General features: G+C 64.9%; 24 protein-coding genes. 16 read left to right on the top strand and 8 right to left on the bottom strand.

Annotated elements, in window-relative coordinates; genetic code table 11:
• The first annotated feature begins 5 nt into the window (after positions 1-5).
• Entirely contained in the window at positions 6-1250 is a 1245-nt protein-coding gene (locus ACFSQT_RS12920) for an RNA polymerase sigma factor (protein ID WP_379019077.1), read from the top strand.
• Between the two features lie 34 nt (positions 1251-1284).
• On the opposite strand, the gene ACFSQT_RS12925 is transcribed toward ACFSQT_RS12920, so the two are convergent.
• On the bottom strand, positions 1285-1911 hold the full coding sequence (locus ACFSQT_RS12925) for a glutathione S-transferase family protein (RefSeq protein ID WP_379019079.1): 627 nt from the start codon (positions 1909-1911) through the stop codon (positions 1285-1287).
• Between the two features lie 394 nt (positions 1912-2305).
• On the opposite strand from ACFSQT_RS12925, the gene ACFSQT_RS12930 reads away from it, so the two are divergent.
• The gene (locus ACFSQT_RS12930) at positions 2306-2518 is read left to right on the top strand and encodes a hypothetical protein (protein WP_379019081.1); all 213 of its coding nucleotides are present in this window, start codon (positions 2306-2308) and stop codon (positions 2516-2518) included.
• Between the two features lie 145 nt (positions 2519-2663).
• Here the strand turns inward: ACFSQT_RS12930 and cysK are convergent, their stop codons facing one another.
• From cysK to hrcA, 5 genes are all read right to left on the bottom strand, one after another.
• Positions 2664-3644 (bottom strand): cysteine synthase A, encoded by a 981-nt coding sequence (cysK, locus tag ACFSQT_RS12935; protein WP_379019083.1) that lies wholly within the window; start codon positions 3642-3644, stop codon positions 2664-2666.
• Positions 3645-3858: 214 nt separating this feature from the next.
• A complete protein-coding gene (locus tag ACFSQT_RS12940; protein WP_379019085.1) occupies positions 3859-4476 on the bottom strand; it encodes a LysE family translocator in 618 nt (205 codons plus the stop codon).
• 114 nt (positions 4477-4590) lie between these two features.
• Positions 4591-5961 carry a PQQ-dependent sugar dehydrogenase gene (locus tag ACFSQT_RS12945; RefSeq protein ID WP_379019087.1) on the bottom strand — a complete coding sequence of 457 codons (1371 nt, stop codon included), beginning with the start codon at positions 5959-5961 and terminating at the stop codon, positions 4591-4593.
• Positions 5962-6054: 93 nt separating this feature from the next.
• The gene (locus tag ACFSQT_RS12950; RefSeq protein WP_379019089.1) at positions 6055-6252 is read right to left on the bottom strand and encodes a hypothetical protein; all 198 of its coding nucleotides are present in this window, start codon (positions 6250-6252) and stop codon (positions 6055-6057) included.
• Between the two features lie 74 nt (positions 6253-6326).
• Positions 6327-7412, bottom strand: coding sequence for a heat-inducible transcriptional repressor HrcA (gene hrcA, locus ACFSQT_RS12955; protein WP_379019091.1), 1086 nt, complete (start codon positions 7410-7412; stop codon positions 6327-6329).
• 219 nt (positions 7413-7631) lie between these two features.
• Between hrcA and rph the strand changes: the two genes are divergently transcribed.
• The 7 genes from rph to ACFSQT_RS12990 all read left to right on the top strand — a co-directional run bounded on the left by rph (position 7632) and on the right by ACFSQT_RS12990 (position 11960).
• Positions 7632-8348 carry a ribonuclease PH gene (gene rph, locus ACFSQT_RS12960; RefSeq protein ID WP_379019093.1) on the top strand — a complete coding sequence of 239 codons (717 nt, stop codon included), beginning with the start codon at positions 7632-7634 and terminating at the stop codon, positions 8346-8348.
• A 198-nt stretch (positions 8349-8546) separates the two neighbouring features.
• On the top strand, positions 8547-8957 hold the full coding sequence (locus ACFSQT_RS12965) for a VOC family protein (protein WP_379019095.1): 411 nt from the start codon (positions 8547-8549) through the stop codon (positions 8955-8957).
• Positions 8957-9634, top strand: a complete 678-nt coding sequence (rdgB, locus tag ACFSQT_RS12970) for an RdgB/HAM1 family non-canonical purine NTP pyrophosphatase (RefSeq protein WP_379019097.1) — start codon at positions 8957-8959, stop codon at positions 9632-9634. Before ACFSQT_RS12965 ends, rdgB begins: the two co-directional genes overlap by 1 nt.
• Positions 9631-10794: a radical SAM family heme chaperone HemW gene (gene hemW, locus ACFSQT_RS12975; RefSeq protein WP_379019099.1), complete on the top strand. Its 1164-nt coding sequence runs from the start codon at positions 9631-9633 to the stop codon at positions 10792-10794. Before rdgB ends, hemW begins: the two co-directional genes overlap by 4 nt.
• 28 nt (positions 10795-10822) lie before the next feature.
• Positions 10823-11143: a hypothetical protein gene (locus ACFSQT_RS12980; protein WP_379019101.1), complete on the top strand. Its 321-nt coding sequence runs from the start codon at positions 10823-10825 to the stop codon at positions 11141-11143.
• 30 nt (positions 11144-11173) lie between these two features.
• The gene (locus ACFSQT_RS12985) at positions 11174-11497 is read left to right on the top strand and encodes a low molecular weight protein tyrosine phosphatase family protein (protein ID WP_379019103.1); all 324 of its coding nucleotides are present in this window, start codon (positions 11174-11176) and stop codon (positions 11495-11497) included.
• Positions 11498-11522: 25 nt separating this feature from the next.
• Positions 11523-11960 (top strand): EamA family transporter, encoded by a 438-nt coding sequence (locus ACFSQT_RS12990; protein ID WP_379019105.1) that lies wholly within the window; start codon positions 11523-11525, stop codon positions 11958-11960.
• 73 nt (positions 11961-12033) lie between these two features.
• Here the strand turns inward: ACFSQT_RS12990 and ACFSQT_RS12995 are convergent, their stop codons facing one another.
• On the bottom strand, positions 12034-12216 hold the full coding sequence (locus ACFSQT_RS12995; protein WP_379019107.1) for a hypothetical protein: 183 nt from the start codon (positions 12214-12216) through the stop codon (positions 12034-12036).
• Between the two features lie 149 nt (positions 12217-12365).
• On the opposite strand from ACFSQT_RS12995, the gene rsmI reads away from it, so the two are divergent.
• On the top strand, positions 12366-13292 hold the full coding sequence (gene rsmI / locus ACFSQT_RS13000) for a 16S rRNA (cytidine(1402)-2'-O)-methyltransferase (protein ID WP_379019109.1): 927 nt from the start codon (positions 12366-12368) through the stop codon (positions 13290-13292).
• Complete coding sequence (locus tag ACFSQT_RS13005; protein WP_379019111.1) at positions 13285-13662, top strand: YraN family protein; 378 nt, start codon at positions 13285-13287, stop codon at positions 13660-13662. Before rsmI ends, ACFSQT_RS13005 begins: the two co-directional genes overlap by 8 nt.
• 274 nt (positions 13663-13936) lie before the next feature.
• Here ACFSQT_RS13005 and ACFSQT_RS13010 read toward each other — a convergent pair whose 3' ends face one another.
• Complete coding sequence (locus ACFSQT_RS13010) at positions 13937-14743, bottom strand: undecaprenyl-diphosphate phosphatase (RefSeq protein ID WP_379019113.1); 807 nt, start codon at positions 14741-14743, stop codon at positions 13937-13939.
• 160 nt (positions 14744-14903) lie between these two features.
• On the opposite strand from ACFSQT_RS13010, the gene ACFSQT_RS13015 reads away from it, so the two are divergent.
• From ACFSQT_RS13015 to ACFSQT_RS13035, 5 genes are all read left to right on the top strand, one after another.
• Positions 14904-15596, top strand: coding sequence for a glutathione S-transferase family protein (locus tag ACFSQT_RS13015; RefSeq protein ID WP_109667600.1), 693 nt, complete (start codon positions 14904-14906; stop codon positions 15594-15596).
• On the top strand, positions 15577-16731 hold the full coding sequence (queG, locus tag ACFSQT_RS13020) for a tRNA epoxyqueuosine(34) reductase QueG (RefSeq protein WP_379019115.1): 1155 nt from the start codon (positions 15577-15579) through the stop codon (positions 16729-16731). Before ACFSQT_RS13015 ends, queG begins: the two co-directional genes overlap by 20 nt.
• Positions 16728-17630 carry an SDR family oxidoreductase gene (locus tag ACFSQT_RS13025; protein WP_379019117.1) on the top strand — a complete coding sequence of 301 codons (903 nt, stop codon included), beginning with the start codon at positions 16728-16730 and terminating at the stop codon, positions 17628-17630. The genes queG and ACFSQT_RS13025 overlap by 4 nt, the downstream gene beginning before the upstream one ends.
• 147 nt (positions 17631-17777) lie before the next feature.
• A complete protein-coding gene (mepA, locus tag ACFSQT_RS13030) occupies positions 17778-18860 on the top strand; it encodes a penicillin-insensitive murein endopeptidase (protein WP_379019119.1) in 1083 nt (360 codons plus the stop codon).
• A 186-nt stretch (positions 18861-19046) separates the two neighbouring features.
• Positions 19047-20087, top strand: a complete 1041-nt coding sequence (locus ACFSQT_RS13035; RefSeq protein WP_379019121.1) for a glucokinase — start codon at positions 19047-19049, stop codon at positions 20085-20087.
• Positions 20088-20135: the final 48 nt, after the last annotated feature.

Consider the following 20135-nt stretch of genomic DNA (forward strand, 5'->3'; position numbering starts at 1 on the left):
TTGTGATGGACAGTCGCCCGGAGATCGCCCGGGCGGCCGCCGAGGCCGCCGCCCGGCAGAGCTATGGCAAGCTGGTCGCCTGGCTCGCGGCGCGCACACGCGACGTGGCCGCCGCCGAGGATGCGCTGGCCGATGCCTTTGCCGCGGCGCTCGAACGCTGGCCGCGAACCGGCGTGCCCGAAAAGCCGGAAGCCTGGCTGCTGGCGGTGGCGCGGCGGCGGCGCGTCGATGCGGTGCGACGGCGGCTGACCAGCGAGGCCGGCCGCGAGCATCTCAAGCTGATTGCCGAGGAGGCGGAGGCGCGCATGACCGATGAAGACCTGCCCGACGAACGGTTGCGGCTGATGTTCGCCTGCGCGCATCCGGCGATCGAATCGAGTGTGCGGGCGCCGTTGATCCTGCAGACGGTCCTTGGCTTCGACGCGGCGACGATCGCTTCCGCCTTCCTGGTCTCGCCGGCAACGATGGGACAGCGGCTGGTGCGCGCCAAGGCCCGCATCCGCGAAACCGGCATTCCGTTCCGCGTGCCGGAGCGGGCTGAACTCGGCGAGCGGCTGGACGCCGTGCTGGAGGCCATCTACGCGACTTTCGCCGAAGGCTGGTCCGACCCGGCCGGCACCGAAACGCGACGTCGCAATCTGGCGACCGAAGGGATCTGGCTTGGCCGGCTGGTGTCCTCGCTGTTGCCGGAGGAGCCGGAGGCGCTTGGCCTGCTTTCGCTGATGTTGCTTGCCGAGGCGCGCCGTGCCGCACGGCGCAGCGCCGAAGGCGATTTCGTGCCGCTGGCGGAACAGGATTGCCGGCTATGGGACCGCGCCCTCATCGATGAGGCGGAGGCGCTGCTTTCCCACGCCGCCGCCAAGGCGGTGATCGGCCGCTACCAGCTTGAGGCGGCCGTACAGTCCGCGCATGCGGCACGACGGCTGACCGGCCGCACCGACTGGGCGGCGATCCGCGAGCTCTATGACGCGCTGCTTTCGATCGCGGGCTCGCCAGTGGTGGCGATCAACCGCGCGGTGGCTATCGCCGAGGCCGAGGGCGCTGCGGCGGGACTGGCGGCCCTTTACGTGCTGGGCGACGACAAGCGGCTTACGGACTACCAACCTTATTGGGCAGCCCGTGCGGGTCTGCTGGCCAGGCTGGGCATAACCGGGAAAGCGGTCGAGGCCTATGACCGGGCGATCGGCCTCGAGCGCGACCCGGCGGTGCGCCGCTTCCTGCAAGGAAAACGGGCAGCGCTCGGAAATTGAGCCAACGGGCAGCACTCCGCTGCAGGCGACCTGTTCATGCGGGCCACATCTCATGCGAAATGTTGAGCGTCTTCATCAGCGGATGTCCGCGCAGCGCGGCCCACAAACGTTCAACATTCGGCCAGGCGGCGCGCGCCCGGTCGACGTCCGGATGCCAGGCCACCAGCATGACGAGATAGATGTCGGCCAGCGACATCAGGTCGCCGACCAGCCAGTCACGGCCCTCGAGCGCGCTATCGAGAACGGCGAAGCCGCGGTCCATCTCGGCGATGGCTGCCTGCTTGACCGCCGTCGTGCCGTCGGCATCGGTGGTGTATCGGTACGCGTAGTAGAAACGCAGCACCGCCGGATAGAGCGCCGACGACATCAAGGCCATCCAGCGCAGGAAGTCGACGCGGGCCGGCGCGTCGGCCGCCGGCGCCAGGCCGGCGTCGGGATGGCGCTCGGCAAGCAGGATGCAGATCGCCGCCGATTCGGTCATCGAGCGGCCGTCCGGCAGCGTCAGCACCGGAACCTGGTTCAACGGACTGATGTCGAGGAAAGCCGGATCGGGCCGATCCGCCTTCGGCACGTCGATCTGCTCGAACGGCGCGTTCGCCAGCGCCAGCGCTGCCTCGACGACGAAGCCGCCGCTACCGGGACGGGTGTAGAGCTTGTACATGAAATTCCTCCGACACCCGCGCGACGCAGGCCGGGGGCGATATGCACCGGAAGCGGGGTTCTGCTCACCGGTGGTGGGCGCCACGGGCGATTTTTTGAGCGGGCCAGATTGCAGCGTCCGGCGATATGTGTTGATGGCTCCAGCCATCGACATTCGCCATTCCCCTACCCCTTGCTACAGCCGATAGGATTAATTGCGCAACTGCTAATATACCCATAGTTTAAGCAGCGCGGGGACGTCAAACCTTTCCCGCAGTGGCCGGTGTGGCCACGCCCCAACGAGCCCCCCAGCCGCACCGGCCATTTCCCCTACGGCTGGGTGGCGCCGTCAGGTTCGCTTGAACTTGTTGCGGGGTTGCGCGATTGTCGCAACTGTCCAAGGCCGTGAGTAACCAATGAAGCCTACGGGAAAAAAGGCGCGGCCTTTCGTGCCGACCGAAATTCATGTCTGCACTGTCAAGGACGAGAAAGGCCCTCTTGGCATTCTGTCGATCCAGACAACTGAAGGCTTGTTGGATATCGCGCTAGACCGGCAGACTGCCGATGCCATCGTGGACGCCATCAACACCATACGATCAAAGCTGGATTCGGACGGCAGCGGTATTTAGGGAATGGGACAGGGCCGGTGCAGCCGCCCACGGCCGGGTAGCGCGCTATAGTCTGTCATGCCGGCGGGACAGCGCCCCCTCTACCCGGCAGGGCAGAGGGGCGCGCGAAGGATCGCGGCAGGTCCATTCTCGGGGACAGCGCGGCCTACGCCCCCAACCCCTCGAACAGGATCGTCGACAGATAGCGTTCGGCGAAGGACGGGATGACCACGACAAGGTTCTTGCCCTTGTTCTCCGGCCGCGAGCCGACGACGATTGCCGCCTGCAACGCCGCGCCCGACGAGATGCCGACCGGCACGCCTTCGAGGCGGGCGACGAGGCGGGCATTGGCGACCGAATCCTCGTTCGAGACCTTGACGATCTCGTCATAGATCGTGGTGTCGAGGATTTTGGGCGCAAAGCCCGCGCCGATGCCCTGGATCTTGTGCGGGCCGGGCTGGCCGCCCGACAGCACCGGTGAGGATTCCGGCTCGACGGCGACGACATGCACCGAGGGCTTGCGCTTCTTCAGCACCTGGCCGACGCCGGTGATGGTGCCGCCGGTGCCGATGCCGGCGACGAAGATATCGACCTCGCCATGCGTATCGTTCCAGATTTCCTCGGCCGTCGTCGTGCGGTGGATTTCCGGGTTGGCCGGGTTTTCGAACTGCTGCGGGATGATCGCATTGGGGATCGTCGCCGCCAGTTCGTCGGCCTTGGCGATCGCGCCTTTCATGCCTTTCGGACCTTCGGTCAGCACCAGCTCGGCGCCGAGCAGCGCCAGCATCTTCCTGCGCTCGATCGACATCGTTTCCGGCATGGTCAGGATCAGCTTGTAACCCTTGGCGGCAGCGGCGAAGGCAAGCGCGATGCCGGTGTTGCCGGACGTCGGTTCGATCAGCGTGGTCTTGCCGGGAGAAATCTTGCCGGATGCCTCAAGCGCCTCGATCATCGCCACGCCGATGCGGTCCTTGACCGAGGCGATCGGATTGAAGAATTCGAGCTTGGCGATGAGGTTGGCGACGATGCCCTTTTCCCTGGCGAACTTGTCGAGCCGCACCAGCGGCGTGTCGCCGATCGTATCGGTGATGGAATCGTAGACGCGGCCGCGACCGGGCACGCGGGCAGGGGTGACGGGCTTGTTCATTGGTTTTGCTCCCAGAACTTCAGGCAAGTGAGAATTTCAGGCAAGTGGAGGACTTCAGGCAAGTGGCATTGCAGCCGGCAAGATAGTGCCTTCGGTCGCGCAAGATAGACTGTCGGCCGAAAATATCGAGTGGGACCCGTGTCTAAAACACCGGGCTCCCGGAAAAGCATTTCCCGGGAAAGCCTGTCCCTGGAATCTTTTGGCCGAAAGGGGCCTACTGACGGGCGGCAATCGCCGCCGCTGCCCCGACCATGAAGCCGGCGGCGGTGCGGTTCAGCGCCTTGAGCGCGCGCGGCGACTTCAGGAACCAGCGCGCCTTGGCCGCCAGCGCCAGATAGGGCACCAGCACCACCAGGAGCACGACGATCGTGAGCGCGACGAGAATGCCGTAATCGGCCAGCGTGATCGTCTTCAGGTCGACGATGGTCGGCGTGATGGCCAGATAGAAGATCATCGTCTTCGGATTGCCGAGCGTGACGGTCAGGCCGGCGATGAAGCTCGACAGCAGCCCGCCCTTGCCCTTCTTGGCCTCGACCGTTTCGGGCGTGATGCCGCCGGTCCAGAAGCGCCAGCCGAGGAAGGCAAGGTAGGCGACGCCAAGCCATTTGATGGCGAGAAAAACCATGCCGAAGGTCTGCGCGACGAAGGCGAGGCCGAGCACCACGGCGGTCAGATAGGTGAGGTCGCCGAGCATCAGGCCGAAGGACATGGCCAGCGACGAGCGGAAGCCGGAACCCAGCGCCCGGGCAACGAGTGCGGTGACGCCAGGACCGGGAATGGCGGCGGCGATGCCGAGAGCGGCACTGTAGGCGAGGAAGCCGGTGAGGGTCATGGTTACGGCCTTGCGCCCGACGCTGTTGCGATGGCGCCTTATGACACAAGGTCAGCCGGGCGTGAATTGCCTGAAGCCGAATTCGATTGCACCACGCCGCCTGCGGATTTGCGGTCAGGAGCGGCCGCCACTATAGGTGACCCGCCAGATGGTGCCGTTGCCGTCCTCGGTCACGATCAGCGCGCCGTCCTGGGCCACCGCGATGCCGACCGGTCGTCCCCACACCTCGCCATTGGAGACGACGAAGCCGGTGATGAAATCCTCGTACTCGCCGGTCGGCTTGCCATCCTTGAACAGCAATCGGACTACCTTGTATCCGGTTCGGTTGCCGCGATTCCATGAACCATGCAGGGCCACAAAAGCATCGCCCTTGTATTCGGCTGGAAAACCGGAACCGAGGGCCAAGTCTTTTCCGTCGTAGAAGGCGATGTTGAGCGGCGCCGAATGTGCCTGGAACAGCACATCGGGAATGGTCGCCTTGCCGGCAAGGTCGGGGCGTTCGCCCTTGTGGCGCGGATCCTCGTTGTTGCCGATATAGTACCAGGGCCAGCCATAGAAGGCGCCGTCCTTGACCACGGTCGCATATTCGGACGGCACATTGTCGCCAAGCGCATCGCGCTCGTTGACGACGCACCACAGCGCGCCGGTCGCCGGCTGGACCGTCATGCCCGAACAGTTGCGCAGGCCGGTGGCGACGATGCGGCCATTCTTGCCGTCAGGGTCGAAGGCCAGCACGTCGGCGCGGCCATCCTCGGACCCCCAGGCAGCACCCAGCGGCTTCGACTTCGCCCAGGCGTCGAGGCCGCCATCCGGCTCCTTTGTCATGTCCTGCGCGACATTCGAGCCCGAGCCGACCGACAGATAGAGCGTCTTGCCGTCCGGCGAGAACACGATGTCGCGGGTCCAGTGATGATTGGAAGGGATGTTGTCGACGACAGTCTCCGGATCGCTGGCGGCTTTCAGGTCGCCATTGCGGTAGGCAAAGCGCACGATGCTGTCGCTGTTGGCGACATAGACCCATTGCGGGTCATTGCCCGGCGGATAGAAGGCGATGCCATAGGGCTGGTTGAGATCGCCGGCAAAGATGCCGTCCTCGGCCGGTTTCGCGCTGCCCTGGGCGAGGCGATAGACGCGGATCTGGTTGGCTTCGCTGTCGGCGACGAACAGGTCGCCGTTCGGCGCGGCGCGCACGACGCGCGGATTGTCGATGCCCGACGCGATCAGCTCGGCCGAAAAACCCGGCGGCAGTTTCGGCTTGGCGTCTGCCGGCCTGTCGGCGAGGCCGGCGCTGTTCGATGCGGATTTGGTGACATAGGGCCTCGGCAGGTCTTGCGGCTTGATCAGGCGGCGCACCCCTGGCCTGTCGGCACGCCAGTCGCCGAAGGCAGCCGCACCTCTCAGCACCGGCGGCTCCGCCTGCTGTGCGAATGCCGCGGTCGTGAGAAACAGTGCTGCGGCAATCGCCGGCCCGGCCAATCGGATCATTTTGTCCTCCACCTGGTCGCGAAGGAAATCAACGGCCTGTTTGTTCCTCGGTTCCGCCTCACACGAGGAGTTGAGGTGAAACGGTTTCCAGTCTCAGCTGCCGGCGGCGTAGAAATCGTCGTCGAGGCGCTTTTCCAGTTCGACGAGATCGGCCGGCAGCGGCAGGCCCATGGCGCGCATTTCCCGCAGTTTTTCGCGCAACTGCTCCTGGATTTCGTGCTGGTCTTCCGGCTGGTTGATCATCTCTTCCAGCAACAGGCTGATCCGGGCCTTGAATTCTTCGAGCGCCATTGTTTTTCTCCTCAGCCGTAGGATCGTCGATTGGGACCCAGGGTCAGGGCCGGCATCACCTGAATATCGACACCTCAGCGCAGCATGCGGGAAATCAGCTGCGCCGTATAGTCGACCATCGGCACGATACGGGCATAGTTGAGTCGGGTCGGGCCGATGACGCCGAGCGCGCCGACGACGCGGGCATCCTTGTCGCGATAGGGCGCGACCACCAGTGACGAGCCCGACAGCGAAAACAGCTTGTTTTCCGAACCGATGAAGATGCGCACGCCCGATCCCTGTTCGGCGAGGTCAAGCAGCTGGATCAGCCCGTCCTGCGTCTCCATGTCCTCGAACAGATGCCGCAACAGTTCGATGTCGGCCTGGGCGGTGACGTTTTCGAGCAGGTTGGCGCGGCCGCGCACGATGAGCCGCGCCGGCAGGCCGCTTTCGGCGCCCGCCCACACAGCCAGGCCCTTCTCGACGAGATCCTGCGACAGCGTGTCGAGCGCCGCCCTGGTCTCTTCCTTGATGCGGGCGATCTCGACCCGCGCCTCGGCCAGCGTGCGGCCGCGGATATGGGCGTTGAGGAAGTTCGAGGCCTCGTGCAGCTGCGAGACGGTGATGCCGGCGGGCAGCTCGACGACGCGGTTCTCGACGTCGCCATTTTGCGACACCAGCACCGCCAGCGCCTTGGTCGGCTCGAGCTGGATGAATTCGATATGCTTCAGCGCCACTTCGTTCTTGGCGGCCAGCACCAGGCCGGCGCCGCGCGACATGCCCGACAGCATCTGGCTGGCCTCGGTCAGCATATGTTCCAGCGTGGCACCCGAGCCGGACGCCCGCACCTGCGCCTCGATGGTGCGGCGCTCCTCGTCCGAGAGGTCGCCGAGTTCCATGAAGGCGTCGACGAAGAAGCGCAAGCCAGCCTGCGTCGGCAACCGGCCGGCCGAGATGTGCGGCGCGTAGATCAGGCCGAGATGTTCGAGGTCGCTCATCACGTTGCGGATGGTCGCCGGCGACAGCGAGGACGGCAGGATGCGCGACAGGCTGCGCGAACCGACCGGCTCGCCGTCCTTCAGGTAGGAATCGACGATGCGCCGGAAGATGTCGCGCGAACGCATGTCGAGCGACTGCAGCGCGGGCGACAGCAGACTGGGTTCGGCAACTGTCTTGGTCATTGCGCCAAAAACCTCCGGCCCAAGGATATAGACTCCACCATGGCCCGCGCAACCCGGTGTCTGAGCCAGATCACCCCAGTGTCTGTCTCAGATCACCCGGTGTCTGTCTCAGATCATCCGGTCGCTGTATCGGATCGCCGGCCATTTTCCTTTGCGCCACGCGCCCCATGTGGTTACAAGCCGGCCAAGAATCCGAAAAATGACGGGAAAGAAGCCTGAATGCGCCCCTCCAAACGCCAATTCGACGAAATGCGCGCCATCTCCTTCGAGCGCGGCGTCTCCAAGCATGCCGAAGGCTCGTGCCTGGTGAAGTTCGGCGACACGCATGTCCTGTGCACCGCCAGCCTCGAGGAGAAGGTGCCGGGCTGGATGCGCAATTCCGGCAAGGGCTGGGTGACGGCGGAATACGGCATGCTTCCGCGCTCGACCGGCGAGCGCATGCGCCGCGAGGCTTCCGCAGGCAAGCAGGGCGGCCGCACGCTGGAGATCCAGCGGCTGATCGGCCGCTCGCTGCGCGCCGTGGTCGACCTGCAGGCGCTGGGCGAGCAGCAGATCACCGTCGATTGCGACGTCATCCAGGCCGATGGCGGCACCCGCACCGCCTCGATCACCGGCGGCTGGGTGGCGCTGTATGACTGCCTGCGCTGGATGGAAGCCCGCCAGATGGCCAGCGTCGCCAAGGTGCTGAAGGACCATGTCGCGGCGATTTCCTGCGGCATCCATGACGGCCAGCCGGTCATCGACCTCGATTATCTCGAGGATTCCTCGGCCGGCACCGACGCCAATTTCGTCATGACCGGCAAGGGCGGCATCGTCGAGATCCAGGGCACCGCCGAGGGCGAGCCCTTTTCCGAAGAACAATTCGCCGCCCTGATGGGACTGGCCAAGAAAGGCATCCAGCGCCTGGTCAGCCTGCAGCAGATGGCGGTGGCTTGATTTTTGGTTTGAGTTGACGAGGTTGGCGATCCTTCCCACCCCCCTCTGGCCTGCCGGCCATCTCCCCCGCAAGGGGGGAGATCGGCTGTATCGATCGTTTTCGCCAATCGCTGACTTTTCAAACTGGAAGCCGGCATTGACGCTTCCGATCTCCGCCCTTGCGGGGGAGATGCCCGGCAGGGCAGAGGGGGGTGCTTCGTGACTCCCTCAGCAATTCTGGAATCAGCTCTCTACGTCACAGATCTGGCCGCCGCCGAGAGCTTCTACACCGGCGTCCTCGGCCTCGACCTGCTCGGCAAGGTCGACGGCAGGCACCTGTTCTTCCGCTGCGGGTCCGGCGTGCTGCTCATCTTCAACGCCGACGCGACGAAAGTGCCGCCCGCACCCGATGCGCGACTGAAAGTGCCGCCGCATGGCGCGGTCGGCGAGGGTCATCTCTGCTTTGCGGCGACCGCCGTGGAAATCGCGGATTGGAAAGCCCATCTTGAGGCGAAGAAGATCGCCATCGAAAGCGAATTCGAATGGCCTCAAGGCGGCCGTTCGATCTATATACGCGACCCCTCGGGCAATTCGATCGAATTCGCCGAGCCACGAATCTGGGGCATATGATGCATTCGCCAACCGTTCATTCGCTTGATGGGAAGAAAATTGTCGTCGCCAGCCACAATGCCGGCAAGCTGCGCGAATTCGCCGATCTGATGGGGCCGTTCGGCTTCGAAGCGAAGTCGGCCAAGGACTATGGCCTGCCGGAGCCGGACGAGACCGGCACCACTTTCGAGCAGAATGCCTACATCAAGGCGCTGGCCGCAGCCCAGGCGACCGGCCTGCCGGCGCTGTCGGATGATTCCGGCCTGTGCGTCGACGCGCTTGACGGCGCGCCCGGCGTCTACACCGCCAACTGGGCCGAAACCCCGGACGGCACGCGCGATTTCGGCATGGCCATGCAGCGCACCGAAGTGGCGCTGCAGGAAGTCGGCGCTGCCTTGGCCGAGCAACGCAAGGGGCGCTTCGTCGCCGTCATTTGTCTCGCCTTCCCCGATGGTGCGGCCGAATATTATCGCGGCGAGGCCGAAGGCACGCTGGTCTGGCCGCCGCGCGGCGACCTCGGCTTCGGCTACGATCCCGTGTTCCTGCCGAACGGTTTCGAAAGAACCTTTGGCGAGATGAGCGCCGAGGAAAAGCATGGCTGGAAGCCCGGCCAGCCGACGGCGCTGTCGCACCGCGCTCGCGCCTTCCAGAAGTTCGCCGAAGCACGATTGAATCTGGCGAGATCGGGCTCGGCATGAGCATGCTGCTCGACCGGGCGCCCGGCTTCGGCGTCTATGTGCATTGGCCGTTCTGCGCGGCCAAATGCCCCTATTGCGACTTCAACAGCCATGTCCGCCACCAGCCGGTCGACCAGGAGCGTTTTGCCAGCGCCTTCGAGGCCGAGCTCGCAACGATGCGCCAGCGCACCGGGCCGCGCGAGGTGACCAGCATTTTTCTCGGCGGCGGCACGCCGTCGCTGATGAAGCCGGAAACCGTGGCCAGGGTCTTGGACGCCGTGGCGAAGAACTGGACGGTGCCCGGCGGCATCGAGGTGACGCTGGAGGCCAATCCGTCCTCGGTCGAGGCCGAACGGTTTCGCGGCTACCGCGCGGCGGGCGTCAACCGCGTCTCGCTCGGCGTGCAGGCGCTGAACGACAAGGATTTGCGTTTCCTCGGCCGGCTGCACAATGTCGGGGAAGCACTGCACGCCATCGGGCTCGCGCGGGAAATATTCCCCCGCCTGTCGTTCGATCTCATTTATGCGCGGCCCGGCCAGACGCCGGAGGCCTGGCAGGCCGAGCTCGAACAGGCAATCGGCCATGCCGCCGATCATCTGTCGCTCTACCAGCTGACCATCGAGGAAGGCACGCCCTTCCACGCGCTGCATGCGGCAAAAAAGTTCGTCATTCCCGACAATGACCACGCCGCCGATCTCTACGCGTTGACGCAGGAGATCACATCGGCGCACGGCCTGCCGGCCTATGAGATTTCCAACCACGCCAGGCCGGGCGCCGAGAGCCGGCACAATCTGACCTACTGGCGCTATGGCGAATATGTCGGTGTCGGGCCCGGCGCCCATGGCCGCTTCGTCGAGAATGGCCACCGCGTGGTGACAATTGCCGAGCGGATGCCGGAAACCTGGGCCAATCTGGTCGAGGCCAAGGGCCATGGCGTCACCGGCGGCGAGATCCTGACCCGCTCGGAAGAGGCCGACGAATTCCTGCTGATGGGCCTGCGGCTGGCCGAAGGCATCGACCTTTCCCGTTACGAGGCGTTCTCCGGGCGCGGCCTGTCGAGCGCGCGGTTGGCGGTGCTGCAGGGCGAGGGGCTGGTGGCGCCGATCGGCAACGCACGCCTGCGCGCCACGCCGGCCGGCATGATCGTGCTCGACGCCGTCGTGGCGGATCTGGCCAGGTAAGAATTGCCGTTGGGATATAGGACCCGCCATGAAGTTCCTGATCCATGAGACACTTCGAACGTTGAATACGGATGACGTTTTCGAATTTGGATTGGGCGAGATTTCCAAATCTCGGGAACATGACGATTTATACGAGGCAGAGGCCGTGTTCCGTAGAAATAAGCAAGAAAGAAGACACAAAGTTCCGGGGCTCACCGAGTTCGACGTGGTGCGTGGATTTATGACGTATATCGGAATAAATCTTAGGGCAGCCGCAAAAGACAACCTCGTTGAATTCGACCTCAACGGGCTCACCCTCGACCAGTATATACCGCTGACCAAGACGATCCGAGATATCTGGGATGAGTAATTGCCGCGCTCGAATCGGTGCTGACCGATCTTGAAGAACGTCCTCTTCATCTGCAGCCAAAACCGCTTGCGCAGCCCGACCGCCGAGCAGGTGTTTTCAGCCCGCAGGGATATCGAAGTCGCCTCGGCCGGCACCAATCACGACGCCGACACTCCGTTGACGCACGACCTCGTCGCCTGGGCGGACATCATCTTCGTCATGGAAAAGACCCATCGCATGAAACTGCAGAAGAAATTCAAGGCCAGCCTGAAGAAGGCCAGGGTCATCTGCCTGGACATACCGGACGATTTCGAATTCATGGATCCGGAGTTGATTGGCCTTCTGGAAACACGCGTTTCACGGTATCTCGGTTGAGACGCCATCCGCCAAGGCCACCCGCATGAACCTGACCGTTTCCTCCTGGCAATTCTGGGCGCTGCTGTCGGCGGCTTTCGCGGCACTGACGGCGATCTTCGCCAAGGTCGGCATCGAAAACATCAATTCGGATTTCGCCACCTTCATCCGCACGATCATCATCCTGGTCGTGCTCGGCGCCATCCTGCTGGCCAGCGGGCAGTTGCAATCGCCGGCTACGATCTCGGGAAAGACCTGGCTGTTCCTCGGCCTTTCCGGCCTCGCCACCGGAGCCTCGTGGCTGTGCTACTTCCGCGCCCTGAAGATCGGCAATGCCGCACAGGTGGCGCCGATCGACAAGCTAAGCGTCGTGCTTGTGGCGGTGTTTGGCGCGATCTTTCTCGGCGAGCGACTGAGCGGAGCGAACTGGCTTGGCGTCGCCCTTATCGCGGCGGGCGCGGTCCTGGTCGCCTATCGGGGCTAGCGGCACGTCGTTGCGGGCGTTTTTTGTTTCAAGACGGGTGATGAAGATATCGAAGCGATTGGGCATCGTCCGGTCAGTGCTCCGTCGTGCTGTCGGTTTCGGAAAGTTTCATGTCCGCGGGCAAAGTGCGTGCGGCAAACTCTTTGACCGGGCTGTTCTCGGTCTTGGCAGGCAGGCGCTTGTCCCTGGGTGCGGCTACCCGCTTGCGGCCGGCATAGTAGGGCTCGAAAGCGTCCTGTATTTCCAGGTTGTCCATCCTGTCCTCCTCGGGAATCAGGGGCTAAATCCGCCAACGCTGGTTTCGTTCCCTACTGTGGCAAAGGAATGGCAGGGACTTTACATCGACGTCAGCTTTTGCAAGCCCGCGTCAGCCGTGCCAAACAGGGTTTGAATGGAGATGCATCGGTGACCGGCGAGACGGGCAAGCGCAGCTATGTGATCGGGCAGACCGAAATCGCCGCCCGGCCGCTTGAGCCGGCGCTCTATCTGGTGGCGACGCCGATCGGCAATCTCGCCGACATCACGCTGCGCGCGCTGGAGACGCTGGCCGCCGCCGACATCGTCGCCTGCGAGGACACGCGGGTGTCGCGCGTGCTGCTCGACCGTTACGGCATTCGCCGCCGCACCACGGCCTATCACGAGCACAATGCCGGCGAGGCCGGACCGAAGCTGATCGCGGCCCTCCAGGCCGGACAGAGCGTGGCGCTGATTTCCGATGCCGGTACGCCGCTGGTGTCCGATCCCGGCTACCGGCTGGTCGGCGAGGCGCTCGACCATGGCATTCGCGTCGTGCCGATCCCCGGCCCATCGGCGCCGCTTGCCGCGCTGACGGCATCCGGCCTGCCCTCCGACGCCTTCCTGTTTGCCGGATTTTTGCCGGTGAAGACCGGGCAGCGGCTGACGCGGCTCGAAACCCTGAAAGCCGTGCCGGCGACGCTGATCTTCTTCGAATCGCCGCGCCGGCTGGCCGAATCCCTCGGCGCCATGGTCGAGGCCCTCGGCGGCGAGCGAAAAGCCGCGATCGGCCGCGAGCTGACCAAGACCTTCGAGGAGATGCGCACCGGCACGCTGCGGGTTCTCGCCGACCACTATGCGGCGGCCGATACGCCGAAAGGCGAGATCGTCGTCTGCGTCGGTCCGGCCGAGGCCAAGGCCGACGAGCCTGAAGACATCGATCGCCTGCTGTTGTCGCTCGCCGCCGAAATGCCGGCCTCCAAGGCGGCGGCGGAAGCCGCGAAAATGACCGGCGGCCAGAAACAGGCGCTCTATCGGCGATTGCTGGAGCTCAGGGATGCCGCCGAGGACTCCATCGCGGAAAGCGGCGGTGGCTGAGCGCCCCAGCGCCAGCCGCCAGAAGGCCTACCGGCGCGGCCATCGCGGCGAATGGCTGGCTGCGGCAGCGCTGATGCTCAAGGGCTACCGCATCCTGGCGCGCCGCCATCGCACCCGCTTCGGCGAGATCGACCTGATCGCGCGGCGCGGCGATCTCGTCCTGTTCGTCGAGGTCAAGGCACGCCGCACGCTGATCGAAGCCATGGAGGCGATCGGCCATGAATCGGAGCGCCGCATCGAGGCGGCGGCCGACATCTGGCTGTCGCGCCAGTCGGACTACGGCAAACTATCGATGCGCTTCGACATGATCGCGGTGCTGCCGTGGCGCTGGCCGGTGCATGTCGAAAATGCGTTTTATGGACGGAATTAACAGGGGGGACGAAAACATCCTTCGTCATCCACGGGCGGAGCAGGAGCGAAGCGACGTCGCGGAGACCCGAGGATCCATGCCGCGACCTTTAAGCGCTGCTGCAGTGCAGAACGTGGAAGACTTCCCGCGAGAGACGGCGCGCCTGGCAATGGCTATTCTCGACCGCAGCGCTCTTCGATCTGGCTCACGGCATGGATCCTTGGGTCTGCGCTGCGTCGCTACGCTCCTTGCTCCGCCCGTGGATGACGAAGTCGCACAGGCTGCGGACCACTCCTCACCCCCAGATCATCAACGCCACCAGCCCGACGCCACCAACCACCAGCCGCCACCAGCCGAACAGCGAGTAGCCGTTGCGCGAGACGTAATCGAGCAGGAAGCGTACGACGATGAGCGCCGCGACGAAGGCTGCGACGAAGCCTATGGCGATGATCGGCAGGTCGGCGCTGCTGAGCACATTGCGGTTCTTGAACAGGTCGAAGGCGAAGGCGCCGACCATGGTCGGGATGGCGAGGAAGAACGAGAATTCCGCCGCCGCCCGCTTGTCGACGCCCAGAAGCAGCGCGCCGACGATGGTCGATCCCGAGCGCGACGTGCCGGGAATCAGCGACAGGCACTGGAAAAGCCCGATCTGCAGGTAAAGCCGGGTCGGGAACCGCTCGACGTCGCGGTAGACCGGCTTGAGGTTCATGCGGTCCACCGCCAGCAGCACGACGCCGCCGATGATCAGCATAATGCAGATCAGCCTTGGCGATTCGAACAGCACCGTCTTGATGAAGTCATGCGCCAGCGCGCCGATGACGGCCGCCGGCAGGAAGGCGATGAGAATGCCGATGACGAAATGCCGGGTCAGCCGGTCATGCGGCAGATCGAGCAGCATTTGCCACAGGCGGCGGAAATAGACGCTCAGAATCGCCAGGATGGCGCCGAGCTGGATCAGGATCTCGAAGGCCTTGCCGGTCGAATGGAAGCCGAGGAAATGGCCGGCGAGCAGGATATGGCCGGTCGACGAGACCGGGATGAACTCGGTCAGCCCCTCCAGCAGGCCGAGCAGCAGGGCTTCGACGATGGTCTGGCTTTCCATGGCTACCTCGGCATTGGCGTGACGGCTAACAGAACGGCTTGCTTGTCATGGCGTTGAAGTGCCCCTATAGGTCGCAACACCCTGACGGCCCGCATACCGGGCGGCCAAGACTTACCGGTGCGACCGGCGATTCGCCAGTGCGCTTTATCATCGCGGAACCATGCTGACGCTTTTCCATCATCCCATGTTCGCTACCTGCCGGTTCGTCCGCCTCGCTTTCGGCGAGTATGGCGAGGAACTGGCCCTGATCGAGGAAAAGCCATGGACCCGGCGCAAGGAGTTCCTGGCGCTGAACCCGGCCGGGACACTGCCGATCCTTTTGGCTGAAGGCGACGTGCCGATCGTCGGTGCAACGGTGATCTCGGAATATCTCGATGAGACGCGCGGCGTCCTGAAGCGCGACAAGCGGCTGTTCGCCGAAGACCCGATGCAGCGCGCCGAAATCCGCCGGCTGATCGACTGGTATCTCAACAAGGCCGAAAGCGAGGTCACCCGCCATCTGGTGCGCGAGCGCGTGCTGAAGCCGGTGATGCCGGAAACGGCGGGCGGCGGCTCGCCCGATTCGGGCGCGATCCGTGCGGCGCGCGCCAACATCCGCCAGCACATGAAATACACCAACTGGCTTGCCGGCACCCGCCACTGGCTGGCCGGCAGCAGGGTCACCTATGCCGACCTCGCGGCGGCGGCGACGCTGTCGGTGCTCGACTATCTCGGCGAGATCGACTGGCGCGAACACGCCGCTGCGCGCGAATGGTACACGCGGGTGAAGTCTCGGCCCTCCTTCCGGCCGCTTTTGACCGACCGGGTGCGCGGCCTGTCGCCGGTGTCGCATTATGCGGACCTCGACTTCTGACGCCGCAAAACTGCGCGCGCTGATCGACGCGGAGGCGCGTCGCGCCGGCTTTGATGCCGTCGCCGTCACCACCCCCGATGCGATCCCGCTGGCGCCGGCCCGCCTGGCCGAATTCGTTGCCGACGGCTTTCACGGTTCGATGGACTGGATCGCCGAGACGCTTGAGCGCCGCGGCGAACCAACCGCGCTTTGGCCGCAGGTGCGCTCGATCATCGTGCTGGCGATGAATTACGGCCCCGACCATGATCCGCGCGGGGTACTGGCCAAGCGCGACCGTGGCGCGATCTCCGTCTATGCGCAGAACCGCGACTATCACGAGGTGATGAAAGGCCGGCTGAAGGAGATCGCCGGCAAGCTCGTGGCGCGCGCCGGCGGCGACGTGAAGGTGTTTGTCGACACGGCACCAGTGATGGAGAAGCCGTTGGCCGAGGCCGCCGGGCTTGGTTGGCAAGGCAAGCACACCAATCTGGTCAGCCGCGAGCACGGCTCCTGGCTGTTCCTCGGCACCATCTTCACCACGGCCGAACTGGTGCCCGACCGGGCCGAGATCGACCATTGCGGTTCCTGCCGCGCCTGCCTCGACGCCTGCCCGACCGGTGCTTTCCCGGCGCCCTACCGGCTCGATGCGCGGCGCTGCATCTCCTATCTCACCATTGAGAACAAGGGGCCGATCCCGCGTGAATTCCGCGAGAAGATCGGCAACCGGATCTATGGCTGCGACGACTGCCTCGCCGCCTGCCCGTGGAACAAGTTCGCCCGGGCGGCTTCCGAGGCCAAACTCGCCGCGCGCGACGAATTGCGCGAGCCGCCGCTTGGCCAGTTGCTCAGGCTCGACGATGCAGCTTTCCGCGCCTTCTTCTCCGGTTCGCCGATAAAACGCATCGGCCGCGACCGTTTTGTCCGCAACGTGCTGATCGCCGCCGGCAATTCCGGCGATGCAGCACTTGCCGGCGCCGTGCGCGTGCTGCTGGACGATGCCTCGCCGCTGGTGCGGGGCGCGGCAATATGGGCGCTGGCGCGGCTCGTGCCCGATGCAGAATACTCCGAACGGGCCACGACCGGCCTGAAAGCCGAGAGTGACGAAGCCGTGCGCGACGAATGGCGTCTGGCACGACCAACCAGGGCGCATGCATGAGTGAAAAGCAGATCTTCATCTTCGGCGCCGGTTATTCCGGCAAGGCTTTTGCCCGCGCGAACAAGGGTGCCGCCACGATCCTTGGCACGACGCGTTCGCCGGAGAAATTCGAGGCGCTGCGGCAGGCCGGCATGGCGCCGCTGCTGTTTGACGGCGCACTGACCGGCGAAATCGGCGATGCGCTGAGAAAAACGACGCATCTGGTGATTTCGGTCGGCCCGGAGGAGGCCGGCGATCCCGTTCTGAATGCCGCCCGCGCGGCGATCATGGCCCGGATGCCGGCGCTTGAATGGATCGGCTATCTCTCGACCGTCGGCGTCTACGGCAACTATGACGGCGCCTGGGTCGATGAAACGGCCGAGTGCCGGCCGGTGTCGAAGCGCTCGGTGATGCGGGTGGCGGCCGAACAGGACTGGCTGGAATTGGGCCGGGAGATCGGCCGGCCGGTGGCGATCCTGCGCCTGTCGGGCATTTACGGGCCCGGCCGCAACGCCTTGGTCAATCTTGAAAACGGCACCGCAAGGCGGCTGGTCAAGCCGGACCAGGTGTTCAACCGCATTCATTGCGACGATATTGCTGGTGCGCTCTGGCAGCTTATCGAAGGCAATACAGGCGGCATCTTCAACGTCACCGACGACCTGCCGGCGCCGCCGCAGGATGTCGTCGCTTATGCCGCCGAGCTGATGGGGGTCGAGCCGCCGCCCGAAATTCCCTTCGACGCCGCCCAACTTTCGCCCATGGCGCGATCCTTCTATGGCGAGAACAAGCGCGTCGCCAACGCGGCGATCAAGGCGGCGGGCTATTGCCTGCGCTTTCCGGATTACCGCGCCGCCTTCGACCATATGTGGGCAAGCGGCGACTGGCGCGCCGGCGAAGCGCGCAGCCCGATGAAGCGCTAAAGCAATTCCAGGAAAAGTGTGACACGGTTTTCCGTCCGGAATTGCGTCAAAACAAAGAGATAGAGCGGTGAACCGCTCTAGCGATCGAAGCGTTGCGCTTTGCGTGCTATGATTCGGTCTCGAGATTGAGGTGGGGGAACCGGTTTCATGAAGACAGTGATGCGGTCATCTCTCGGCAGGAAATCACTGCTTGCCGTCATGCTCGGTCTGCTTGCCTTCGCCGCGCAGCCGGCAGCGGCCGAGGAACGAGCAAAAGATCTGTTCGGCGCCAAGAAACTGCCGGCGGCGATCGCATCGCAATCGATCGGCTTCTATTCTAAGGGCTGTTTTGCCGGTGGTGTCGCCATTCCCATGGACGGTCCGACCTGGGAGGTGATGCGGCCGTCGCGCAACCGCCGCTGGGGCCATCCGGCGATGATCGCGGTGATCGAGAAACTGTCGCGCGACGCCGCCGCCGATGGTTGGCCGGGCCTGCTGATCGGCGACATTTCGCAGCCGCGCGGCGGCCCGATGATGACAGGCCATGCCTCGCACCAGATCGGCCTTGACGCCGACATCTGGCTGACGCCGATGCCCAGCCGCCCGTTGTCGATGGCGCAGCGCGAGGGCATGAGCGCCACCTTGATGGTCGACGAGAAGACCCATCTGGTGAAGGACGCGCTGTGGACGCCGGCGCATACGCGGCTTTTGCAGCGGGCGGCGGGCTATCCCGAGGTCGAGCGCATCCTGGTCAATCCGGGCATCAAGAAAAAGCTCTGCGACACCGTCAAGGGCGACCGCGACTGGCTTCGCAAGATCAGGCCGTTCTGGGGCCATGACTATCATTTCCACATGCGCATCGGCTGCCAGCCTGGCTCCCCCAACTGCAAGGCACAGGAAGCGACGCCGGCCGATGACGGTTGCGGCAAGCCGCTGGCGTGGTGGTTCACCCAGGAGCCCTGGCGGCCCAACAAGAACCCGGATGCGCCGAAGGCGCGCGACCTGATGACGATGGCGAACCTGCCCAAGGAATGCCGCGCCGTGCTCGACGCGCCGGGGCCGGCGTCCGCCGAGGCCGCGACCTATCATGGTGGCAGCGTGCCGGTTGCGGCCGCGGCGCCTGAACCCGAAGCGCCTTCGCTGCCCGCCACCACGGCCAGTGGCGCGGCCGGTCTGCCAACCTCGGTCAACGCTTTCACCGCGACCCCCGAGATCGGCATCCCGCTGCCGCGGCCACGGCCGGGAAACTGAGCGCCGTGGAATTTATCCAGGATTGAACCGGTTTAGCGTGTCGGTTTTGCGAATAGTGGCCGTTTGGCCGCAGAACCTGTCTCTGCGCGCCGCTGGTCTCGAAAACCGTTTCCCTTTTCAAACTCATGCGCTAGTCAACAGGAGAACGGCGATACGCCGTCGGGGGCGCCGGGGACGGACGAGAGCATGCCAAGCATGGGCGATGACGATACTTTGTTGCGGTTTCCGATCCTGATCGGCGACATTGGCGGCACCAATGCGCGCTTCTCGATCGTGCTCGACGCCAATTCCGAGGCCGGCGATCCGATCATCGTGCAGACCGCCAATTACAACACCATCGACGAGGCGATCCAGGCGGCCGTGCTCGACCGCTCGTCGGTCCGCCCCAATTCGGCGGTGCTGGCGGTGGCCGGCCCGGTCGACGGCGACGAGATCGAACTCACCAACTGTCCCTGGATCGTCAAGCCCAGGCAGATGTTCGCCAACCTCGGCTTGAGCGACATCGTCGTGCTCAACGATTTCGAGGCGCAGGCGCTGGCCGTCGTCGCGCTCGGCGAGGAGCACATGGAAAAGATCGGCGGCGGCACGCCGGAGCCCAATGCCGGGCGCGTTGTGCTCGGTCCCGGCACCGGGCTCGGCGTTGCCGGACTGGTCTATGCGCTTTCCCACTGGATACCGGTGCCGGGCGAAGGCGGCCATATGGACATCGGTCCACGCACGCCGCGCGATTTCGAGGTTTTCCCGCATATCGAGAAGCTCGAGGGCCGCATTTCGGGCGAGCAGATCCTGTGCGGACGCGGCCTCGTCAACGTCTACCGGGCGGTGGCCAAGGCGGATGGCAAGCCAGCCCCCTTCACCACGCCGGCGGAGGTCACCGCCGCGGCGCTGGCCAAGACCGATCCGGTTGCGGAGGAAGCGCTGGAGACCTTCGTCACCTGCCTCGGCCGCACCGCCGGCGATCTTGCCTTGGTGTTCATGAGCCGCGGCGGCGTGTTCCTCACCGGCGGCATCGCGCAGAAGATAGTCCCGGCGCTGAAGGCCGGCAATTTCCGTTCCGCCTTCGAGGACAAGGCGCCGCACAGCGCGCTCATGCGCACCATGCCGGTCTATGTGATCACCCACCCGCTGGCAGCGCTTTTGGGCCTTGCAGCATATGCCCGGAACCCCTCGCTGTTCGGGGTCCAGACCGCGGGCCGCCGCTGGCGCGACGAAGTTAGTCATCCCTAGAGCATGATGCCGAAAAGTGTGAAGCGGTTTTCGGAAGACATCATGCTC

The sequence above is a fragment of the Mesorhizobium calcicola genome, from assembly GCF_042682105.1.
Lineage (GTDB): Bacteria > Pseudomonadota > Alphaproteobacteria > Rhizobiales > Rhizobiaceae > Mesorhizobium > Mesorhizobium calcicola.